The organism is Paenibacillus cymbidii, from assembly GCF_004764705.1.
Lineage (GTDB): Bacteria > Bacillota > Bacilli > Paenibacillales > NBRC-103111 > Paenibacillus_AN > Paenibacillus_AN cymbidii.
The window spans coordinates 774,532-792,868 of the sequence record NZ_SHLX01000001.1 but is presented as its reverse complement, the minus strand read 5'-3'; the positions used below and the strand labels follow the sequence as shown (position 1 = coordinate 792,868).

At 59.4% G+C, this 18,337-nt stretch carries 17 protein-coding genes and 1 riboswitch; all 17 genes read right to left on the bottom strand.

Annotated elements, in window-relative coordinates:
• Positions 1-253: transposase (locus tag EXY20_RS03465; protein WP_135547603.1), on the bottom strand; the 253-nt coding region annotated here is incomplete at its 3' end.
• 283 nt (positions 254-536) lie between these two features.
• Positions 537-695, bottom strand: a complete 159-nt coding sequence (locus EXY20_RS38770) for a hypothetical protein (protein WP_167858954.1) — start codon at positions 693-695, stop codon at positions 537-539.
• 36 nt (positions 696-731) lie between these two features.
• Positions 732-1,088, bottom strand: a complete 357-nt coding sequence (gene crcB / locus EXY20_RS03460) for a fluoride efflux transporter CrcB (RefSeq protein WP_135547601.1) — start codon at positions 1,086-1,088, stop codon at positions 732-734.
• Positions 1,085-1,480 carry a fluoride efflux transporter CrcB gene (gene crcB / locus EXY20_RS03455; protein ID WP_135547599.1) on the bottom strand — a complete coding sequence of 132 codons (396 nt, stop codon included), beginning with the start codon at positions 1,478-1,480 and terminating at the stop codon, positions 1,085-1,087. Before crcB (EXY20_RS03455) ends, crcB (EXY20_RS03460) begins: the two co-directional genes overlap by 4 nt.
• Before the next feature lie 48 nt (positions 1,481-1,528).
• Positions 1,529-1,591, bottom strand: a riboswitch (Fluoride riboswitch).
• Positions 1,592-1,674: 83 nt separating this feature from the next.
• Positions 1,675-2,859, bottom strand: coding sequence for a staphylopine family metallophore export MFS transporter CntE (gene cntE / locus EXY20_RS03450; RefSeq protein ID WP_135547597.1), 1,185 nt, complete (start codon positions 2,857-2,859; stop codon positions 1,675-1,677).
• A gap of 51 nt (positions 2,860-2,910) precedes the next feature.
• Positions 2,911-4,533: a nickel ABC transporter ATP-binding protein NikE gene (gene nikE / locus EXY20_RS03445; protein WP_135547594.1), complete on the bottom strand. Its 1,623-nt coding sequence runs from the start codon at positions 4,531-4,533 to the stop codon at positions 2,911-2,913.
• Between the two features lie 11 nt (positions 4,534-4,544).
• Positions 4,545-5,378: an ABC transporter permease gene (locus EXY20_RS03440; protein WP_135547592.1), complete on the bottom strand. Its 834-nt coding sequence runs from the start codon at positions 5,376-5,378 to the stop codon at positions 4,545-4,547.
• A complete protein-coding gene (locus EXY20_RS03435) occupies positions 5,375-6,331 on the bottom strand; it encodes an ABC transporter permease (protein WP_135547590.1) in 957 nt (318 codons plus the stop codon). Before EXY20_RS03435 ends, EXY20_RS03440 begins: the two co-directional genes overlap by 4 nt.
• Positions 6,332-6,340: 9 nt before the next feature.
• A complete protein-coding gene (locus EXY20_RS03430) occupies positions 6,341-7,906 on the bottom strand; it encodes an ABC transporter substrate-binding protein (protein ID WP_135547588.1) in 1,566 nt (521 codons plus the stop codon).
• Between the two features lie 111 nt (positions 7,907-8,017).
• On the bottom strand, positions 8,018-9,280 hold the full coding sequence (locus EXY20_RS03425) for an ATP-grasp domain-containing protein (RefSeq protein WP_135547586.1): 1,263 nt from the start codon (positions 9,278-9,280) through the stop codon (positions 8,018-8,020).
• 383 nt (positions 9,281-9,663) lie between these two features.
• Positions 9,664-11,133: a serine hydrolase domain-containing protein gene (locus EXY20_RS03420; RefSeq protein WP_135547584.1), complete on the bottom strand. Its 1,470-nt coding sequence runs from the start codon at positions 11,131-11,133 to the stop codon at positions 9,664-9,666.
• Positions 11,134-11,217: 84 nt separating this feature from the next.
• Positions 11,218-12,195, bottom strand: a complete 978-nt coding sequence (locus EXY20_RS03415; RefSeq protein WP_135547582.1) for a phosphotransferase enzyme family protein — start codon at positions 12,193-12,195, stop codon at positions 11,218-11,220.
• Positions 12,196-12,213: 18 nt separating this feature from the next.
• Positions 12,214-12,690 (bottom strand): GNAT family N-acetyltransferase, encoded by a 477-nt coding sequence (locus EXY20_RS03410; RefSeq protein ID WP_135547580.1) that lies wholly within the window; start codon positions 12,688-12,690, stop codon positions 12,214-12,216.
• A gap of 394 nt (positions 12,691-13,084) precedes the next feature.
• Positions 13,085-14,116 (bottom strand): glycoside hydrolase family protein, encoded by a 1,032-nt coding sequence (locus tag EXY20_RS03405; protein WP_135547578.1) that lies wholly within the window; start codon positions 14,114-14,116, stop codon positions 13,085-13,087.
• An 8-nt stretch (positions 14,117-14,124) separates the two neighbouring features.
• On the bottom strand, positions 14,125-15,513 hold the full coding sequence (locus EXY20_RS03400; RefSeq protein ID WP_135547576.1) for a sulfatase-like hydrolase/transferase: 1,389 nt from the start codon (positions 15,511-15,513) through the stop codon (positions 14,125-14,127).
• Entirely contained in the window at positions 15,503-16,831 is a 1,329-nt protein-coding gene (locus tag EXY20_RS03395) for a sulfatase-like hydrolase/transferase (RefSeq protein WP_135547574.1), read from the bottom strand. Before EXY20_RS03395 ends, EXY20_RS03400 begins: the two co-directional genes overlap by 11 nt.
• Positions 16,828-18,336, bottom strand: coding sequence for a sulfatase (locus EXY20_RS03390; RefSeq protein ID WP_135547572.1), 1,509 nt, complete (start codon positions 18,334-18,336; stop codon positions 16,828-16,830). The genes EXY20_RS03395 and EXY20_RS03390 overlap by 4 nt, the downstream gene beginning before the upstream one ends.
• Between the last annotated feature and the right edge of the window lies 1 nt (position 18,337).

Genomic DNA, 18,337 nt, shown 5'->3' with positions numbered 1-18,337 from the left:
TCGCCTTTTTTAGGATCGCGAGTTCCTCCTGCAGATCTTGATTCTGTTTTTCCAGTTTCTTCAGCTTCTCGTGGTCCACATATAATTGGGACTTTTCACCGACGTCTGTGAACTGTTTTCGCCATCCACGAATACTACTCACAGGAATATCCAGCTCTTTGGAAACTTCGGCTGGTGTTTTCCCGGTTTCTTGCATGTGTTTGATGGTTTGGCGTTTGAACTCCTCATCAAAATGTTGGCGGATATTTCCCATGACACACCTCGACCTTTCGTTTGTTTGTATTGTATCAGGTCGCTGTTACAGTGTGTCTACTTTCTAGTCTAAATTCATTTCGGCAAGCGGCCGGCCAAATAAGGCTGATTTCAGCCTTACAGCGGCGTTTCGGCGAGCGGCGGCCTTACAGTAAATCGCAACAGCTACCACCGCTTAACCCGGCAACCTTGCCAACGTGCCCCCTGCCTTTACCTGCATTAATACACTAAAACTCGCCCAAAACGGCCGATTCGAACAACTTAAATGCAAAAACACCTTTAATTCATTGTTGATTTCCATTAATTAGTACCTTTAAATCGAAGTCAAGTGCATTTTTACCTTTAAGCGCTTCAAAAAGGGATGTAGCGCAATATTTAAGTGCATATTTACCTTTAAACTGCTGCCAGACTTCGTCGGAACGCCTGTCATCGAGTTGCCTCACCAAAAGCAGCTCTCCACACCTCCTGTTTTCCACATCCTAGAAAATCACCATGCCAACAAACGCGCTCAAAAGCCCGCAAACGACCGAAAGCCCCACATAAACCGCCGCTTGCACGTGCTCCCCTTTTTGAACAAGCTGGCTTGTTTCGTAACCAAACGTGGAAAACGTCGTGTAGGCGCCGCAAAATCCGGTCCCGCCAATCAGCCACAACGAGTCGGAAATATTCTGGTTGGCATGAAGGGAGAACAACACTCCCAGGATAAACGAACCGGTTATGTTGATGACCCACGTTCCCCAAGGAAACCCCGGTTGAAGCCGGGAAGCAATCCATCTCCCCAGGTAAAATCGCGCAAGCGTGCCGACAACGCCGCCAAGCCCAATGAGCCAGATCATGCTGTCCCGGTCCCCTCCTTCTTCACTCGCGCTTTCGCCAGTCGAACTCCGGCAAAAGTCAAAAGCAATCCTCCCACGATACTAAGCAGAACATATAAGACGGCAATGATTCCATGTCCCTCCCGGATCAGCTCGACGGTCTGAACCGAAAACGTGGAAAATGTCGTAAACGCTCCGGTCATCCCCGTTCCCAACCCGAGTCGAATTTCGGGACGGATGGCGGGATGTCCCCATGACACGGTAAAAAACCAGCCCAGAAACAAACAACCCGTCAGGTTAATCGTCAGGATGGCCAGCGGGAATCCGCCCGATAACGCAGGCACGATTTCCCCCAACTCGTACCGCATGACGGTCCCGATCAGTCCGCCTATGACAAGCGCCACAACATTCATGTTCGACTCCCTTTCGTCACAAAAATAAAACTCCTACCAGCACAAAATAAACTGGTAGGAGTCATTAGCCTTTGGAGGGCGGTTACGGCGAACTCCATCGCCATATCAAGTTCAAAGTTGACTATAGCGGATGACTCGAAAAAAATCAAGCGCAGTTGCGTATAGCCTTTGCTCGCGACTGGGGCGCCCAATTATCATCCCGCCCGCATGCTTCGGTTCATCGCGACCAAGCAGGCGGCGCCAGCGGCAAGCCCGGCGCTTGCCAGGTACATGGCACTGTACGACAGCCGGTCCGCGACCGGCCCCATCGCCATGCCGCCCATGGAAACGCCAAGGTCGGCCGTCGCGATAAACAAGCCAATCCATACGTTGCGGGATGCGCGCGGCACGACAAAAGTGAGGTAAGCCACCAGCGTCGGGTACAGCAGCGCCTGCGCCGTGCCGATCATCGCCGCTGCCGCGTACAACGCCGCCGGCCCTTGCGCCTGCGACAGCATCATCGCTCCCGCGGCCGCAAGCAAGCAGATCCCGCCGACAAAACGGGGATGCCACTTGCCGTCCGAAGGCAACCGCTTACGGAAGGCGAACCGAACGGCGACAATGACGGCGGCCTGGACCGTCAAATAAACGCCCGCCTGTCCGTGCGGCACTTGTTTGGCATACAGCGGAATGAAGGTGGCGACCGCCCCGAACACGACGGAAACGATCAGCATCAACAAGCTGCATACCACGAGCGGACGCTGGGCGGTTAACTGGCGCTGCCAGCCGCGCACACCCTGCCGTTCCGGGGCCGCAGCGGCAGCGTCCTCCTGCGGCCGAACGGCAAGCGTCGGCACGCTCCAGCCGAAGATGGCCGTCGCCATAGCAACGCCGATGATGACGGCGGCAAAGACGTCCATTCCTCCCGCCTGCCACAAGGCGATGGCGATCAGCGGGCCGAATACGGTCGGCATGTACGTAAACAAGGAATACAGCGACACGCCCTGGGCTCGCTGCTCCTCGGGCAAGGCGTCCATGATTCCGATCTGCAGCGTCATGGAGAAAAAGGCGGTGCACGCCCCCTGTATGACGCGGGCCACCGTATATCCGCTCAATCCCGCGAAGGCGTACATCGCAAGCGCCAGCCCGTTGACCACAAGCAGGAAACGAAGCACCGCGGCAGGCCCGTGCTTGTGAATCAGGTGCCCGGCCCACGGCCGAAAGCACATGCAGGCGAGCATATAGGCGCCCATCATCGCCCCGATGCGGCCGTTGCTTGCCCCGAGCGTCGCGCTTTGCAGCGGCACGATCACATTGAGGATGGCGTTGGCGCTGAAAAAGAGCAGCGTCAGCGCGTACAAACGCAGCAAAGGCGCGGCAAGCGCCCGATTTGCTTTCACATGATGACCGCCTTTCCCGGCAACCTCAACCCGCCTTAATCGGCGGGCGTATCAGTCGAGCCCATCTTCCAAATCGCCCGCGCACCGAAGCAGCAACTGCGTATAAGAATGCTTGCTGTCGCGAAGCAGCGTGTCCGCCTGCCCGATTTCGCAAATGTGTCCGTTGTGCATGACGGCAATGCGGTGGCAGAAGGAGCGAAGCACCCGCATGTCGTGCGAAATCATCAGCAGCGCAAATCCGTACTGCCGATGCAGCCGCATCAGCAGCGCCAATATGCGCGCCTGGATGCTCATATCCAGGGCGGAAACCGCTTCGTCGCAAATGAGCACCTCCGGCCGGACAACCAGCGCCCGAGCGATCGCCACCCGCTGGCACTGGCCCGTGCTCAATTGGGGCGGCCGCCTGCGCTGCGCTTCCCCGGCGATGCCGACTTCGTTCAAATAAAACGTCGCCAATCGTTCCCGTTCCTGCCTGCCGCCGCCGATACGCAAGTACCGAAGCGGCTCCTGCACAAGCTGCAGCGCGGTGCGCCCCTGGTTCAAGCTCGCGCGGGCATCCTGAAACACGAGCTGGATCCGCCGGCACAGCTCGCGCCTTCGTTTGCCCCGCAAGCGGCCGATATCGGCGCCGCGAAGCAGAATGCGGCCGCCGCCCGGCGGCTCCAGACCCGCGATGAGGCGGGCCAAGGTCGATTTGCCGCTGCCGCTCTGCCCCGCAATGCCGAGAATCTCCCCGCCATGCAGCGTCAAGTCGACCTGGCGCAAAACCTGCTGCTGCTTCCGGCCGAACGATTTGTCCACCTGCTCCAGCGCCAGCAACGGTTCGTTCGTCGCCGGCTGCTCCGTCTCCCGCACAGCGGCGGTCACTTGCGCGCGCGCAGCCAGCAACCCGCGCGTATAGGCGGCTGCCGGCCGCGTCAGCACGGTGCGGGTGTCCCCCTCCTCTTCGATCGAACCGCCGTTCAACACGATGACGCGGTCGCTGATTGCGTTCGCGACGGCAATATCGTGGGTAATGAACAACACGGTCAAATTCAGCTTTTTCCGCATCGCCTGCAGCAAGTCGAGCACTTCCTTCTGGCTGACGGTATCGAGCGCGGAAGTGGGCTCGTCCGCGATCAGCACGTCCGGCTGCAGACACAGCGCCAGCGCGAGACAGACCCGCTGGCACATGCCGCCGCTGAGCTCGAACGGATACCGCGCCAGCACGCCGCGCGGATCGGAGAAATTCAGCGACGCAAGCAGCAACGCGCCGATCTCCCGCGCCTCGTCGCCCGCGGCGAGGCGGTGAAAGCGCAGGCTTTCGCGAAAATGCGCCTGGATGGTCAACAGCGGGTTGAGCGCCTGCTGCGCATCCTGGAACAGCATCGCGATCCGTCTGCCGCGAATGTGCGCCCACGGCGCGTCTTTGCCGGACAGGTCGATGTCCGGCCCCGCGCCGATGGTCATGACGCCGCTGCCGATTTGCGCCGACGGCGGCAGCAGGCCCGTCAGCGCCCGGGCGATCGTCGATTTGCCCGAGCCGCTCTCCCCCAGCAAGGAAACGACCTCTCCCTTGTGCAAGTCGAAAGAAAGGCGGTCGAGCACGGGAACGGGCCGGCCGTCAAGCGGATATGCGACCTGGAGATGGCGCAGGCGCAGACTGGCTTCGCCTTGGCGATGGCGCTGGGTCATTCCCCGCCCTCCTATAACTCCGATTTTTCATATGGGTCGAGCCTGTCGCGCAGCCCTTCCCCGATCAGGTTGAACGCCAGTACGGTCAGAAAAATAAACAACGCGGGGCCGAGCAGGATGTGCGGCGCCTGCAGGAAATGGTCGCGCCCGTCCGCCAGCATGCTGCCCCACTCGGGGGCCGGTGGCTGCGAACCGAGTCCCAGAAACGAAAGCGACGCAATCGACAAAATCAGGCTGCCCAGCTCGAAGGTGGCCAAAATCAGCACCGGACTTATCGCCTTCGGCAACAGTTCCTTGCGCATGATCGTGCCGTTCGACGCCCCGAGCACTTTCGCCGCAGCGAAGGAACCTTCGTTCTTGGCATGCAGGACAACGCTTCGCGTCAAACGCGCGAAGGAAACCCACCATACCGCCACAACGGCGGCGAGCAGATGGTAGAGGCTCGTGCCGAACAACGCCGCAACGATCATCGCCAGCACCATGAACGGAAAAGCGAGCAGCACATCGACGATGCGCATCAACAGCGCGTCGAGCGGCGAGCCGTGATACATGCCGGCCGCAAGTCCGACGGCGAGACCGATGGCGAGCGCGGCGCCAAGCGCGGCAACGGAAGCGAGCAGCGTCTGTTTGCCGCCATGCAGCGCGCGCGAGAGCACATCCCTGCCGAAGCGGTCCGTACCGAACGGATGGCGCAGGCTCGGCCGCTCCAGCCGCTCCTCCGCCTGCTGTTTCAGCGGATCGTGGGGAGCGAGCCGGGGCGCGCCTATGATGGCGATCGCGAGCATCCCGAACAGAACGACGCCAACGATCAAACTGAGCGGGCGTTTCCCTTGCCTTCTGTTCATCCCGCTCCTCCTTTCCGGCGAACGCGGGGATCGACAAGCGCATAGGCGATCTCCGCGAGCAGGTGAATCAGAATGACCAGCGCGATCATGACCAGCGCATAGCCTTGAATGACCGGATAATCTTGGATAAGCAAACTGTCCAGCGCATACTTGCCGATGCCCGGCCAGGAAAAGATGCTTTCGATCACAACCGCGCCGCTGATCGACATCGTCAGCGAAAGCGCAGCCAGGGTCACGACGGGAAGCAGCGCATTCCGCAAGGCGTGCCGCACGACCGTCCGGCGGTCGAGCCCGCGGGAAAGCGCCGACAGCACATAGGTTCGGCCAAGCTCGGACAGCAGATTGGCTCTGACGACGCGGATGAGCTGCGGCGCTCCCATCGCGCCAAGCGTCAAGGCGGGAAGCCATAATCTCGAAAGAACGGCTTCGCTGCTGATTTCGTATATGCCCAGCGTTACCGCGCAAACCGACAGCAGCCCAAGCCCGATCACAAAAACCGGCGTGGACGCGAGACCGACACAAGCAAGCCGGATCGCGTTATCCTGCACAAAGTTCGCCTTGAGCGCCGCAATCGTCCCGAAAATCAGGCCAAGCAGCGCTTGGATCGCCAGTCCGGAGACAGCCAGAAAAGCAGTCGCCGGCAGCCGCTCTGCGATCTCGGCCCCAACCGGCCTGCCCGTGCGGATCGATTCCCCCAGGTCGAGGCGCAGCAATCGCTTCGACCAGGCGATGTACTGCGCGGCCACACTCCGGTCCAGCCCGAACTCGGCTCGCAGCTCGGCCGCTTTGCGGTCGTAGGCGGTTGTGTCGCTCATGGCCACTTCGGCGGAGCGGCCGAGCAGCAATTGGATCGGATCGCCGGGCGCGACGCGAATCAGGACAAAAAGCAGGAACGTTGCGCACAACAAAACGACACCGGCTCCGAGCAGCTTGCGCAGAAGCGTCTTGACCATGGGCGGAGCCTATTTCGCCGCCAGGGCAAGGTTGCCGTTCACGATATTCTCGAACTGGCGGAAGTGGGCTTCGAAGCCTTTCAAGGAGCTGCTGACCGCCGTAATTTGCGGGCGCGGGAACAGGCCGATGACCGGCGCCTGCTGAGCCACGCGCTCGTTGATTTGCAGCGCCAGTTTGCGGCGCGCTGCGGCGTCGGTCGCTTGCTCCAGCTTGGCCAGCAATCCGTTGGTCTCATCGTCGCTATACCCGCCGTAATTGGCGCTTCCCTTCGGCCCGTATTGCCCGATCAGCAGCGCGTATTCGTCGCCGAAGGTACTCCAGGCTTCGATGGAGGCGTCCCAATCGCCGGATTTGCGCGCCGTTTCGATCAGGCTGTAGTCCCCGTGCCGCACTTCCGCTTTGATGTCGATTTGGGTCCACTGGTTTTGCAGCGCCTCGCCCAGCGCCTTGTCGCCTCCCCATGTCATCAGCCGCAGCGTCAGCGGTTTGCCGTCCTTGTAGCGAATGCCGTCGGCGCCTGCTTTCCACCCCGCCTCGTCCAGCAGCTTCGCCGCCTTGTCGCGATCGAGCTTGTCGTAAACCGCGTTTCTCGCTTCCGCGTAAGCCGGGTTGGAGCCGAGCCACGTGGATACCGGAAAGCTTTGTCCTTCCGCCGCCAGCGTGACCAGCTCCGCGCGGTTTACCGCCCACGACAGCGCTTGCCTCACCCGGGCATCCGCCAACTGCGGCTGCTTCAGATTCAAGTAAATCGTTTGCGTATTGGCCGCCGGCGCAGCCTCCAGCTTAACTGCGGCATTGCCTTTGAATTGCGCCAGGCTCGTCACCGGCACGTTCATCACCACATGGCTGCGCCCGCTCAAGCCGGATAGCACCCGCGTCTGTTCGTCGGCGATTTCCTCGAACACGATTCGCCTGACCGCCGCCGGTTTCGTTCCCCAGTGCGATTCGTTTGCGGTCAGCACCATTTTTTGCTTCGGGACGAATTCCACCACCTTGTACATGCCGGTCAAATCCATCGTCGAGACCGCGTCATGCTTCGCCTCCGCATTGTGGATCAGCGTCTGGTAGTAAGACAAATTCAGCGGCACGGGCATATGCTCGCGCGCCGTTTTGACGCGGATCGTCAGATCGTCCGCCTTGCTCAGCGTCAGATCCTTCAGGAACGGCAGCGCCTGCAGGTCGAGCGCCCTGGATCGCTCCAGCGAAGCGATGACGGCGTCGGCGTCCGCCTTCTTCCCGCTCCAGAAGCGCAGCTCCGGCCGCAGCTTGATTTCCCACGTGGTGGCATCGAGCTCTTGGGCGCCGAGCGCCAGCTCGGGCACTACCTCGCCCTTGGCGTTCACCTTGAACAGCGCTTCCCCGGCGCCGATGGCGCGCAAGTAGCTCGAGGTGATCGGTTTGACCGGATCCAGACTGGCCGCGATCTCCTGACTGACCACGATCAGCTCCTGGTTCGCGGACTCCGTTTTCGTTCCGGGTTGCTCCGTCCCGGGAGCGGCCGTTTTGTCGCTTGTGCTGCAACCACTTAATGTAATTATTACGATTAAAATCAGCGCAAAAAAATTTTTCTTCATGATTTCCTCCACTTTGCCATGCGGCAGCGTTCGATTTGGGTTCCATTGCGTGTGCGACGCGTTGCAGACGCCTTCTTTCTGTTCCTTTCGCTGAAAGTTGTGCGGCGCGGGTCAGCGCTCGGACGGTTTGGGCTCTGCAAAATCGAGTGTAATGCGTCTCAGCGCTTCTTCCGCATATTTTCTGGCATTCGCCCCTTCCCGATCCTCCGCGACCACATGGCCCAAATAACAGGCGTTGTCGACCGGAGCCGCTACGGTTTGGCCGGCGCAATCCTCGATTGTGTAACGAACGAGATGTTCGTCGGCCGCCAACGTTTCCAGCCCTTGCACTTGCGCCACCGTGCCGCCTCGCGGGGGCACGAGGAACATGACGGCCGCGCTGCCTGCGCCGGTTTCCGCAGGTGTGAGCACCGGTTTCAGGCCAAGCGACAGCTCGACGAACGCCCGGAGCAAATCGATCCCCGTGACGCGGTCGATCAGCTCGACGATGTAGTTGCCGGCACTTCTCGGGTTGATCTCGACCAACCGCGGGCCTGCGGCCGTCAGTTTTACCTCCGTATGGGCGATGCCACGGTCGAAGCCGACCGCCGCCAGGGCGCTGCCGACGAATTGTTTCACCGCCGACCCGGTTGCCTCGTCCAATCGGGCCGGGAACATGTGTCCATTTTCGATAAAATACGGGGTGCCCGTTACGGATTTGTCCGTGATGCCGATGATCGTCGTTTCGCCTTGGCAGGAGACACTTTCTACGCTGACTTCCTCTCCTTCCATGTACGCTTCGAGCAGACAGCCGAGGTCGCGCGGTTGATCCCGGAAATTGAGCGGAAACGCGTCGAGTGCCCGAAACGCCTCCTCCAGCTCCCGCTGGTTGCGAATGAGGTAAACGAACGCGCTGGACGCCAGATCGACCGGCTTCAGCACAAGCGGATACCCGATCGCGGCTGCGGCTTGCTCCACTTCCGGCCATCCGTATGCAATACGGTAGTCCGGGTTTGCCAATCCGGCGCGGTCCAGCAGCCGGCGCATGAGATGCTTTTGCCGCACCTGCTTCACCTCGCGGGGAAACGGGCAAGGAAGCTTGAACGCCCGGGCCACCTCGCTTGCGGCTTCGATGTAGTAATCGCAAACCGTAATGACTCCATCGAACCGATAGGGCTGCAAAAATGCGATCAAACCCGGTACGTCGTTCGTTTCGGTTACGAGAACCGAATCGGCATGCTGCAGGACTGGGTGCTCTTCCGTGCTTGACGCGCTGCGATAATGCTCCGGCTTGCGCGTCACGAACGTATACGTGTGCCCCAGCGATTTCAACAGCGGGGGCAGCAGGATGCCGCTCGCCCCTACCCAGCTTTCGATCATGAGCAAACGTGCCATATGTACCTCCCGAAACGATTATGATGCCAACCCTTTCTCCAGTCCCCTCGCTTGAATGAGGTTCCTGCCTTCTGGACGCCTCCCTTAATAGTAATAATTACATTTAAAAAAACTATAGCTGATTCCCCCTTTCATTGTCAATTGTTGTTTGGCTAAAACGAGTGGAAATCGGCGAATATCCGGCGAACCCGGCTTCCGCCGCTCCTGTTTGAACCGTCGCCAAGCAGACACGTTGCGCAAAACGCGGCATTCTCCCCTCCGCCAACTAACTAATTCGCTTTTGTGCCGCTCCGATTAAGCGCCCTGAAGAATAGGCCATGTTAACTATGCCCACCAAAAAAAGCCCGCTTCAATTGCGGACTTGATCCGGTCGGCTTGTGGCGTTATTTGCGAACAGATGCGAGGGCTTCCAAGCGTTTCCCGTCCGGGTAGGTGAAGATTCCTCTTACAACCCGGCCGTCGCTCGAGAGCTCCAGCCTTCCGTCGTAATAGCTCGTCGTGTATTCGATACTTTTGTTCGACACAGCCACGGGGATGAGTTCGAGCATGACCCAACTGTATCGTATACGGATATATAAATAAGCTTTGTTGCGGGATTCGAGCACCAGAAAGGCTTCCGCCGGATTGATGGCAAGCAGTTCAAAATCGCGCAAGAACATGCCGTTCGCAATATCCCCTGCCGTCGCTTCCTCCAGCCGGGCAAGCAGCTTGTTCTCCTCCAGCTCGCGGGTATCTTCGAATCGTACCGACCGATAAATGCCCCGCACCGCAAATGGGGGCTCTATGCTCGTTTGTTGCGGCTGAGGCGGGAGGAACAGAAGCTCGTCGCCCAAAACCAGGTGTGCCAATTGTTTGGCAATGCCTGCAACGGGAGTGATGTCGATATTGCCGAGCACAATAATGCAAACATCCTCGTCAACGGCATTCACCATATAGGCCGTATACCCGCTCACATCCCCGGCAAGCCAATAAAAAGGAAACACAGTCCCGCCGATCGTGAATTGATCTTTCCCCCAACCAAAGGCATAAGGAGCGTCCCCTCGAAACGATGGCTTCACATGACGCTCATACCACCGATACAAATCTTCCACGGTCGAATACAAGGAGAAGGCGCCTTGGCCGTAGGACATATCGGCAAACTCGGCCCGAATCACGTCTTCTTTATGCACCGAGTACCCGGCAGCCAAATGCCGGACGACCTTCCGGCCATCATCGTTTCCGGTATGGTCCATCCCCAGCGGCCGGAACAATTGTTCCTCCAGAAACGCCGTGTAGGATTTCCCGGAACATTGTTCGATAAGCGCTGCAAGCAACATGTAACCCAAGTTGGAATACATAGATCGGGAGCCCGGTGCAAAAAGCAACGGCTTGTTCGCGCTTTCGAGCCGTTTCTCGGCGGTGTGGTAGAGGCGCTGCGCGATTTGCCAGGACGCAAGCGAAAAGCTGGCATCGTCGAGACCCGACGTATGTGCCAGAAGATGCTCGATCGTGATTTCCTTGTGTGGAAAAGCAGGAAAATGCCGCACCAATCGATCGGTAATGTGCAGCCGGCCCTGCTCCTGCAGCGCTAATACGGCCTGAGCCGTAAACGCTTTGGAAAAAGAGGCGATGCGAAAAGGATAAGCGGCCGAATTGGCGATACCGAACTCCACATTCGCCAGACCGTATCCTTTTTTCAACAGGATCTCACCCTTCAGGCCGACCAGGACGGAGCCGTAAAAGCATCCGCGCGAGGAATACGCTTCCATTACACGTTCCAAACTTTCTGCCAAAGGCAAAGGCCGCACGGAACAACCACCTTTCCACTCAACATGCTTGCTACGTACGATTTTAGCAGACCCGCTCCTCCTCATTTTGATAATAAATGGTTATAAATGAACGTTGCCAACGAAGCGAAGCTGCCGCTCGTATTTCGCGACAGCTTCGTCTTGCTCAACTCAGAAACTCAGGAAAATTCGTTCCCCGTTAAGGAACGGCACGCAGCGCGTTTCGCAAAAGGCAGGCAATTTCTCCCGAATCCGCGGGTGTACAGCCTGGTGCTCCATCATAAAAGCGTAGTACCCCAGCACCGCGGAAAGCATAAATCCGTCCACGACCGGATCGATCGCTTCGAGCGCCAGCTCCTTGCCGTAATAACCGTTTACCACTTGGATCCGGTGCTCTTTGGGAACCATCATCGCAGCCATTGCCACATCCAGCAGCAAATACCCATAACCGAAGAGACAATAATCAATAAAAACATAAGCTCCGGATGGCGTGATCAGTATGTTGCTCTTGTTAAGATCGGCGTGGATCATCCCCTGCGCCAACCAATCGGGCCGCCCGGACTTCAGCTGTTCGACGAAAAGGGCAAACGTACGCTGAATGATCGTAAAATGTTCCTCGGCGAACAGTTCCATTTCGACACCCCGCCGAATTTGCACGAGCATTTTCTCCGTGCCGGAGATGCCGTAATCGGGCCGATCGCTTGGCAGCGCCTTGTCATAAGTGGCAAAAAACGCATGCAACTGCGCCACCTGCACGCCCAAACGGTAAGCGGCGGCATCGCTCGACAAGTCCTCTGGCGTCAAAATTCGCCCTTCGATCCAATGAAGCAGCGAACAGAAAATCGTCCGCCCCTCCCATTCGAGCTCGCTAGCGAGTTGCCCGCGCAGATCGGCTACAGGCATCTGGGCCATAAGCTCCGCACCGCTCGCGATCGCTTCCAACAGCCGCAGCTCGGATTCAATCCCTTGTCTGGTATGCTGAATACCGGCAAGGTTGACGGTCACCGGGTCGTGCACGCGCAGCAGATAGTCTTTGCCCTGGGAAAGATCGTTCACTTTATACGTCCGATTCTCGTTGTGTCTGAGCAGATTGACTTCAGGGCGGATCAACCCATACTGGAGCAAAAGCCCGGGCATTTTATCATCCATAACGACACCCCAATCTTGTTAAAGCTGCAATACGGCAACCGACTCGTTGTGAATCACTTCGCCGTTGTCGCGGAAGCCGAGACTTTCATAAAGCTTGGCGGCAACGACGTTTTCGGGTTTGTACGCGATCCAGCAGTACTGTGCCGGACCCGCCGGAAAGGTGCGGATAAAGGACAAGACAGCTTTCATCGCTTCCCGGCCGTATCCTCTGTTCTGGTGCCGCTTATCCATCATCAGCCGCAAAATGCAATAGTTGTTCCTGGCGATCGAGGGTTCGTCGTATCCGGTAATCCCATAGACCGCCATGACAAAGCCGACCGGCTGCTCCTCCTCGTAAATCGCAAACGGAAACGGATGCCCCCCATTGGTTGCCAGAACATAACACGACGCCAAGCTTGATAGATTGGAGGCAACAAAACGACGCTGTTCCTCGGTTACTTCCAGGTTAAAAATATCGCGCCGGTTATCCAGCGTGATCTTTCGGAGCGTAATCATCGAAAGGGCTCTCCTTCATCCTTTGCCGTATTGCGCCGCGGTCGCCTTTTAACCATACAATTTATGTCTATAAAGTAATAGACTTATGCCGAATTTTTTTATAGACTATTATGTATCCGTGCCAATTTTAAAATATCCATTTTATGGGACATATTGACCGGCAATGAGTGCTGAAATATCAAAATAAGCCATGTTTTATTGGCTATTTCGTCAAAAACAAGGAGCAGCACAGAAATAGCCAGCGAAATCGCTGGCTATTTTGCTGAAACTGCCCGTTATAGAGCGATTTAGTCGCAATAGCCAGTGTTTTCACTGGCTATTTTTGTCGATCCAAAAGAAAATGGGCGAATAAGCCATTTTTCATTGGCTATTTTGGACGACGAGAGCATGTAGTTTACGTCGCGAGCGGGATCGCAATCGTCCATGTGGCGGTGGCGGGGTCGCGGGTGTCGTACACGCCTCCTCGATTGGCGGTCGCGGCATAGAAACAGACCGGACGCCCGTCTCTGACGAGCAGCTGCGGCCGTTCCAGCGAGCCTTGCACGGTTACGGCGCCGTCGCCCCAGGCGACGGTGCGCGAATACGCAAGCGGCTGCGCGGACACCGTCCACCGCAAGCCGTCCGGCGACGTCGCATGAATACCCGCATGCTTCTCGCCGCATATGCCGCCCTCCATGTCCTTCATAATCAGCTCGAAGCGCCCGTCATGAAACCAAATGTACGGGTCCTCCACGTGATCTCCCATCTCGTCGAACCGGAAGATCGGTTCGTCCGCCGCCCGCTCGTAAGGGCCCAAACAATGGGCCGCTTTCGCCACGCCAAGCCGCAGGCGGTCGCTCTGGGAGCCGGTCGACTTGTACACGAGCAGCACGCTTTCGTCCGGCAGCACGCATACCGCCGGATTCGTTGTCATCAGCCCGTCCCACTTGCCCTGCCTCGGCAGCAGGATCGGCGTATCAAACCGTTCCCAGGGCCCAGCGACCGAATGCGAAACCGCAAGGCCGATCCGCTGGTTGCTTCTGGCTTCGAGCGGTTTGCCCTCGCCCCATAGTTCGGGATGCGAAGCATCGGGCATGCCGCCTTCGTAAGTGGTCCCGGTATAATACAACAAATAGCGGTCGCCGGAACGATGGATCGTCGGATTGTGCGTCATCATCCCGTCCCAATAAGCCGGGCCGCGGGGCGGCAAAACAACTTCAACGAAACGGAACGGGCCTTCCGGCGTGTCGGACACGGCGCGCACAATTTCCGAATTCGTCACCCAGTACGGCCAGAAGCTTACCTCCTTGGACCACCGCGAAGCAAACATGTGAAACCGGCCGTCTTCACCCTCGATCACGGAACCGCACCATACCCAATAGTCGTCCATCGCAAATCCGCCGCCGACGGGCGCCGGCAGCAGTCGTTCCTGAAATGAAAGCGCCATGCGTCACCTCATCCTCCTTTCGTTCCCCCTGCGTTCTCGCTAAGCTTGCCGTCTCCGTCCGCCAGCAACGCCAATTGCCGCTGCTGGAAACGAAACGCGTTTTCGTTTTCCCGCTCGGGCGAACAAATGCGCCGCAGCTCATCCTCCAATCGCTGTGCCATCTCCGGATAGTCGGCGATGACGTTGCGCAGTTCGTCAGGATCTTCGGCCAGATGAAACAGCTGATGCGGCGCATCCATATAATAAACCAGCTTCCAATCGCGGCAGCGAATCACGTATGCGCCGGAGCGGGTGCCATGACCGTGATATTCGGCGAACACGATCCGTTCGGGGTCGTCTTCCGGTACGTCCTGCAGTGGCTGCCCCGCCCAATCCGGCGGCCTGACGGCTCCCGCCGATCGAAACAGGCTCGCCTGCACGTCGAACAGATCGACCGCCGATTCGACGACGGCTCCCTCCCGGTAGTCCGGCCCCATGGCGAGACACGGAATCCGCACGGAATCTTCGTACAGCGAACATTTTCCCCACAGGCCGAATTTCCCCAGCATTTCGCCGTGGTCGGATACATAAAGCAAATTGGTCGTAGCCGCCAGCCCGGTCCGGTCGAGCGCGTCTATCAGCCGCCCGAGCTGCCGGTCGACGAAGCTGACATTGCCGAAGTAGCCCCGGCGCAGCCCGCGCGCCTGCTCCGCCGTGACGGCGTCCGTGCCGAAATGCGCGCGCAAGTCGGCGGCATGCGGATGCCGCGCCGACTCCCGGTCGACGCCGTGCGCGGACAAATCCGGCTCCGGATACAAGCGCCAATAGTCATCCGTGTTCCACTGCGGGGGATGGGGATTAATGACATTGACGACAAGCACCCAGGGCCGCTCCAAGCAGGACGCCTCGTCGTGAAGCCAACGCAGCGCAAGATCCACCTTGGCAAGATCGTCGTCAAACGCCGACTCCTTCACGCCGTAAGCGTTCGCCCGCTTCTCCGCACCGGGACGAACGGCAATCGGCTGTCGCCCGATGTGGACATCGCCGGGCGATCGGCGGTCTTTCGGCTCCAGCAAACGCGAAAAGCCGAGCCGGTCGCCGGCGGCAAACACATCCGTTTTGCCGATATAGACGGTAAACACGCCTTGTTCGGCCAGCCGCCTGCCGTACGTGTCCGCCTGCTCCGGCACGCCGATCGTGCAGTTGCTGTACGCCTGCAGCTCGTGCACCCGCTTCCCGGCCATAAACGCGCTGCGGCTCGGCATGCAGAGCGGCGACGGGCAATACGCGCGCCGAAACAATGTGCCGCGAGCGGCCATCGCTTCCATATGCGGCGTCTGTACGAATGGATGGCCATAGACCGAGGAATACACCGGGTTGTGCTGATCCGACATGAACAGCACCGTATTAGTCATCATGGGACAATTGCTCCTTCAACCAGTTCAGCTCGGGGCAACCGGCCCGTTCGCCGTGCCGGACGAGCGCGCCGGTCAAACGGACGACATGCTCGCGATAAGAAGGCCGGTCGATCCGGTTGAAGAGCTGCTTCGGATCGGCCAAGCGATCGAACAATACGCCGCCGGAACGATCGGCGTAAACGAGCTCGAACCCCGGGGTAAACACCCCGAATTTTCGCTGGCTGTCTTGATGCAGAAATACTTCGTCGATCCATTCCGTCAGTTCCCCGCGCAGCAGCGGCGAGGCGTCCTTCCCCTGTTCCCTGCCGCACGGCGCGACGCCGATCAGTCCGGCTAAGGTAGGCATCACGTCGACGGCTGCCACCAGCCGCTCCACCTCCGTGCCCGGACGGATCGCTGCAGGCCAGCGAACAAGCAAGGGTACGCGGTAAGCCGTTTCGTATACGTTGTTTTTGTGCATCAGCCCGTGTTCGCCCATGTATTCGCCGTGGTCGGACGTAAAGACGACAATCGTCCCGTCCAGCAATCCCGCCTCCCGCAGCGCCTGCATCAGCTTGCCGACGTTATCGTCGATGCATTTCACTTCGCCGCAATACGCCGCTTTCGTTTCCTGCAGCCGCCGCTCGCTCCATACGCCGCGAATGTCCGATTTGCCGCCCGAATCGACGGCGGCCGGCCGGTCGCCGGCGGCGAACGTCGGCGGCACCTCCATCGCGGCCGGATCGTACATGGACGCGTACGGCTCGCGCACGGTGTACGGATCGTGCGGGTCCGGGATGCTCAGCATCAGGAAAAACGGCCGCTCCCGCGGCTGCCGAACGTAATCGATCGCCTTCGCCGTCAGCCAGTCGGTCGTGTACGTCCGTTCGTCGCCGATTTCTCCGCTGACCTTCACCTGGCCGGATTCGTCTTCCAGCAAGCTTTTCCAATGCCCGCGATTGAACATGAACCGGGTGTCGGCGAAGCCCATCGCCTGCTCCGGCTCCATCCATCCGGGACGCGGCTCGCCGGCAAGGTGCCACTTGCCGATATACCCGGTGTCGTATCCGGCCCGGGCCAGCAAATGCGCCAGCGTCACCTCGTCGTCGCCAAGCCGCAGGCCGTTGGCATAAGCGCCGTGGGCGTGGGGATACCGGCCGGTCATGAAGCATCCCCGCGAAGGCGTGCATAACGCCGAATTCGTAAAAAACTGGCGAAACGTCGCTCCTTCGCGCCCGATCGCATCAATATGCGGCGTGTCGACGCAAGTGCTGCCGTACCGGCTCAGCGCCCAGCCGCTCAACTGATCGACCATAACAAGAAGCAGGTTCGGTTTCATGGCGCCTCCCCTCCGCTCCCGTCCGCAGCGCAGGCCGGATCGAGCCCGAGCCGCGCGAATTGCTCCGCCGGCGCTTGCGCCTCTTGCATGGCGCCGACCATCAGCCGGATCATGCGCGCTTCAAGCGCGTCATCGTCCAGCGGACGGCGCTGCAAATAGTCGGCGCGAATGTCAAACAGCTGCGTCTTGCGCCCCAGCAGCGCATGCCCAAGCTCCGGACCGGCTCCCCCTGCGGGGAAACGGAGGACGGGATAATCGGTGCCGGCGAGGAAAGCGCCGCAGGCCACATCCTCCGGCCGCTCCGCCCTTACGCTGCGGCGAAACGCGGTCGGCATCGCCGTGTACAGGTAACAAGGCTGGTTGTCGCTGCGCGCCGGCGTGCGAAAGTAAGTAAACGCGCCGTCCGTCACATTGACGTCAAGGCCGAAGTAGCCGTAGATGGCCGCCCCGCGCAAACGGTCCTGCTGCCCGTTTAGCAGTGCAAGCAGCGAACCGCCGCGAACGGAAGCCGGGACCGGCAGCCCAAAGAAGTCGAGCAACGTCGGCATCAGATCGATATTTTGCGTCAAGGCGTCGATTCGCCTGCCCGCGCCGGCGCCGCCGGGCAAATGAACGAGCAGCGGCAAATGGGCCAGCTCGTTGTAGACGTTCATCACATTTTTGCCCAGCATGTCGTGTTCGCCGAGCAGGAAGCCGTGATCGGTCGTAAGCACGACCAGCGTATCGTCCCACATCTGCAGCCGGTCGAGCGTGTCCAGCAGCTTGCCGAACCGGCGGTCGACCATCGTCAGCAGCCCCGCGTACCGGTTGCGCAAATGGGCAGTCGCCTCTTCTTCCTCCGGGTTCGCCCCATAGTTCGGCCAATTGTAGCGAGGACCGTCGTACGTGTCGCCGTACAGGTCCAGGTATTCCTGCGGGCAATCGAACGGCTCGTGCGGATCGAACGGCTCGACCATCAGGAAGAAGCGATCGGCGTCGCGGTTCGCCTCCAGCCAGTCGCAGGCGCTCTGAAACGTGCGCGCCGTCGGATACTGCTCCTCCGAGGCGAGCAGCGAACGATTCCGTTCGTACTGCGCGTTGACTCTTCCTTTATGTGACGCCGGCATGTCCGGCGGCTTTACGGTCGACACCCACGGATCGAACTCCTGGCCGCGATGGAATTCCCAGGTTGTAAACGGCTGCACGTAATTTTCGCCGCCGGTGGCGAAGTAATGGTAATGATCGGTGACAAGATGGGAAAAAACGCCTCCTTGCGTCAGCCGTTCCTGCAGGGTGACGTCGAACGGCTCCATGCCGCCCCAGCCGCGCTCCAGAAAACCGAGCCTGCCGGTAAAAATATCGCGCCGGGCCGGCATGCACGGCAGCGAACCGGCCCAATGGTTGCCAAACACGGCCGACCGGCGCGCGAACCGTTCAATGTTCGGGGCCAGCACCCGGGTGTCCGGATTGTACACGGACAGGCTGTGCCGGTTTAGCGTATCGATCAGTACGACGATCGCTTTCATC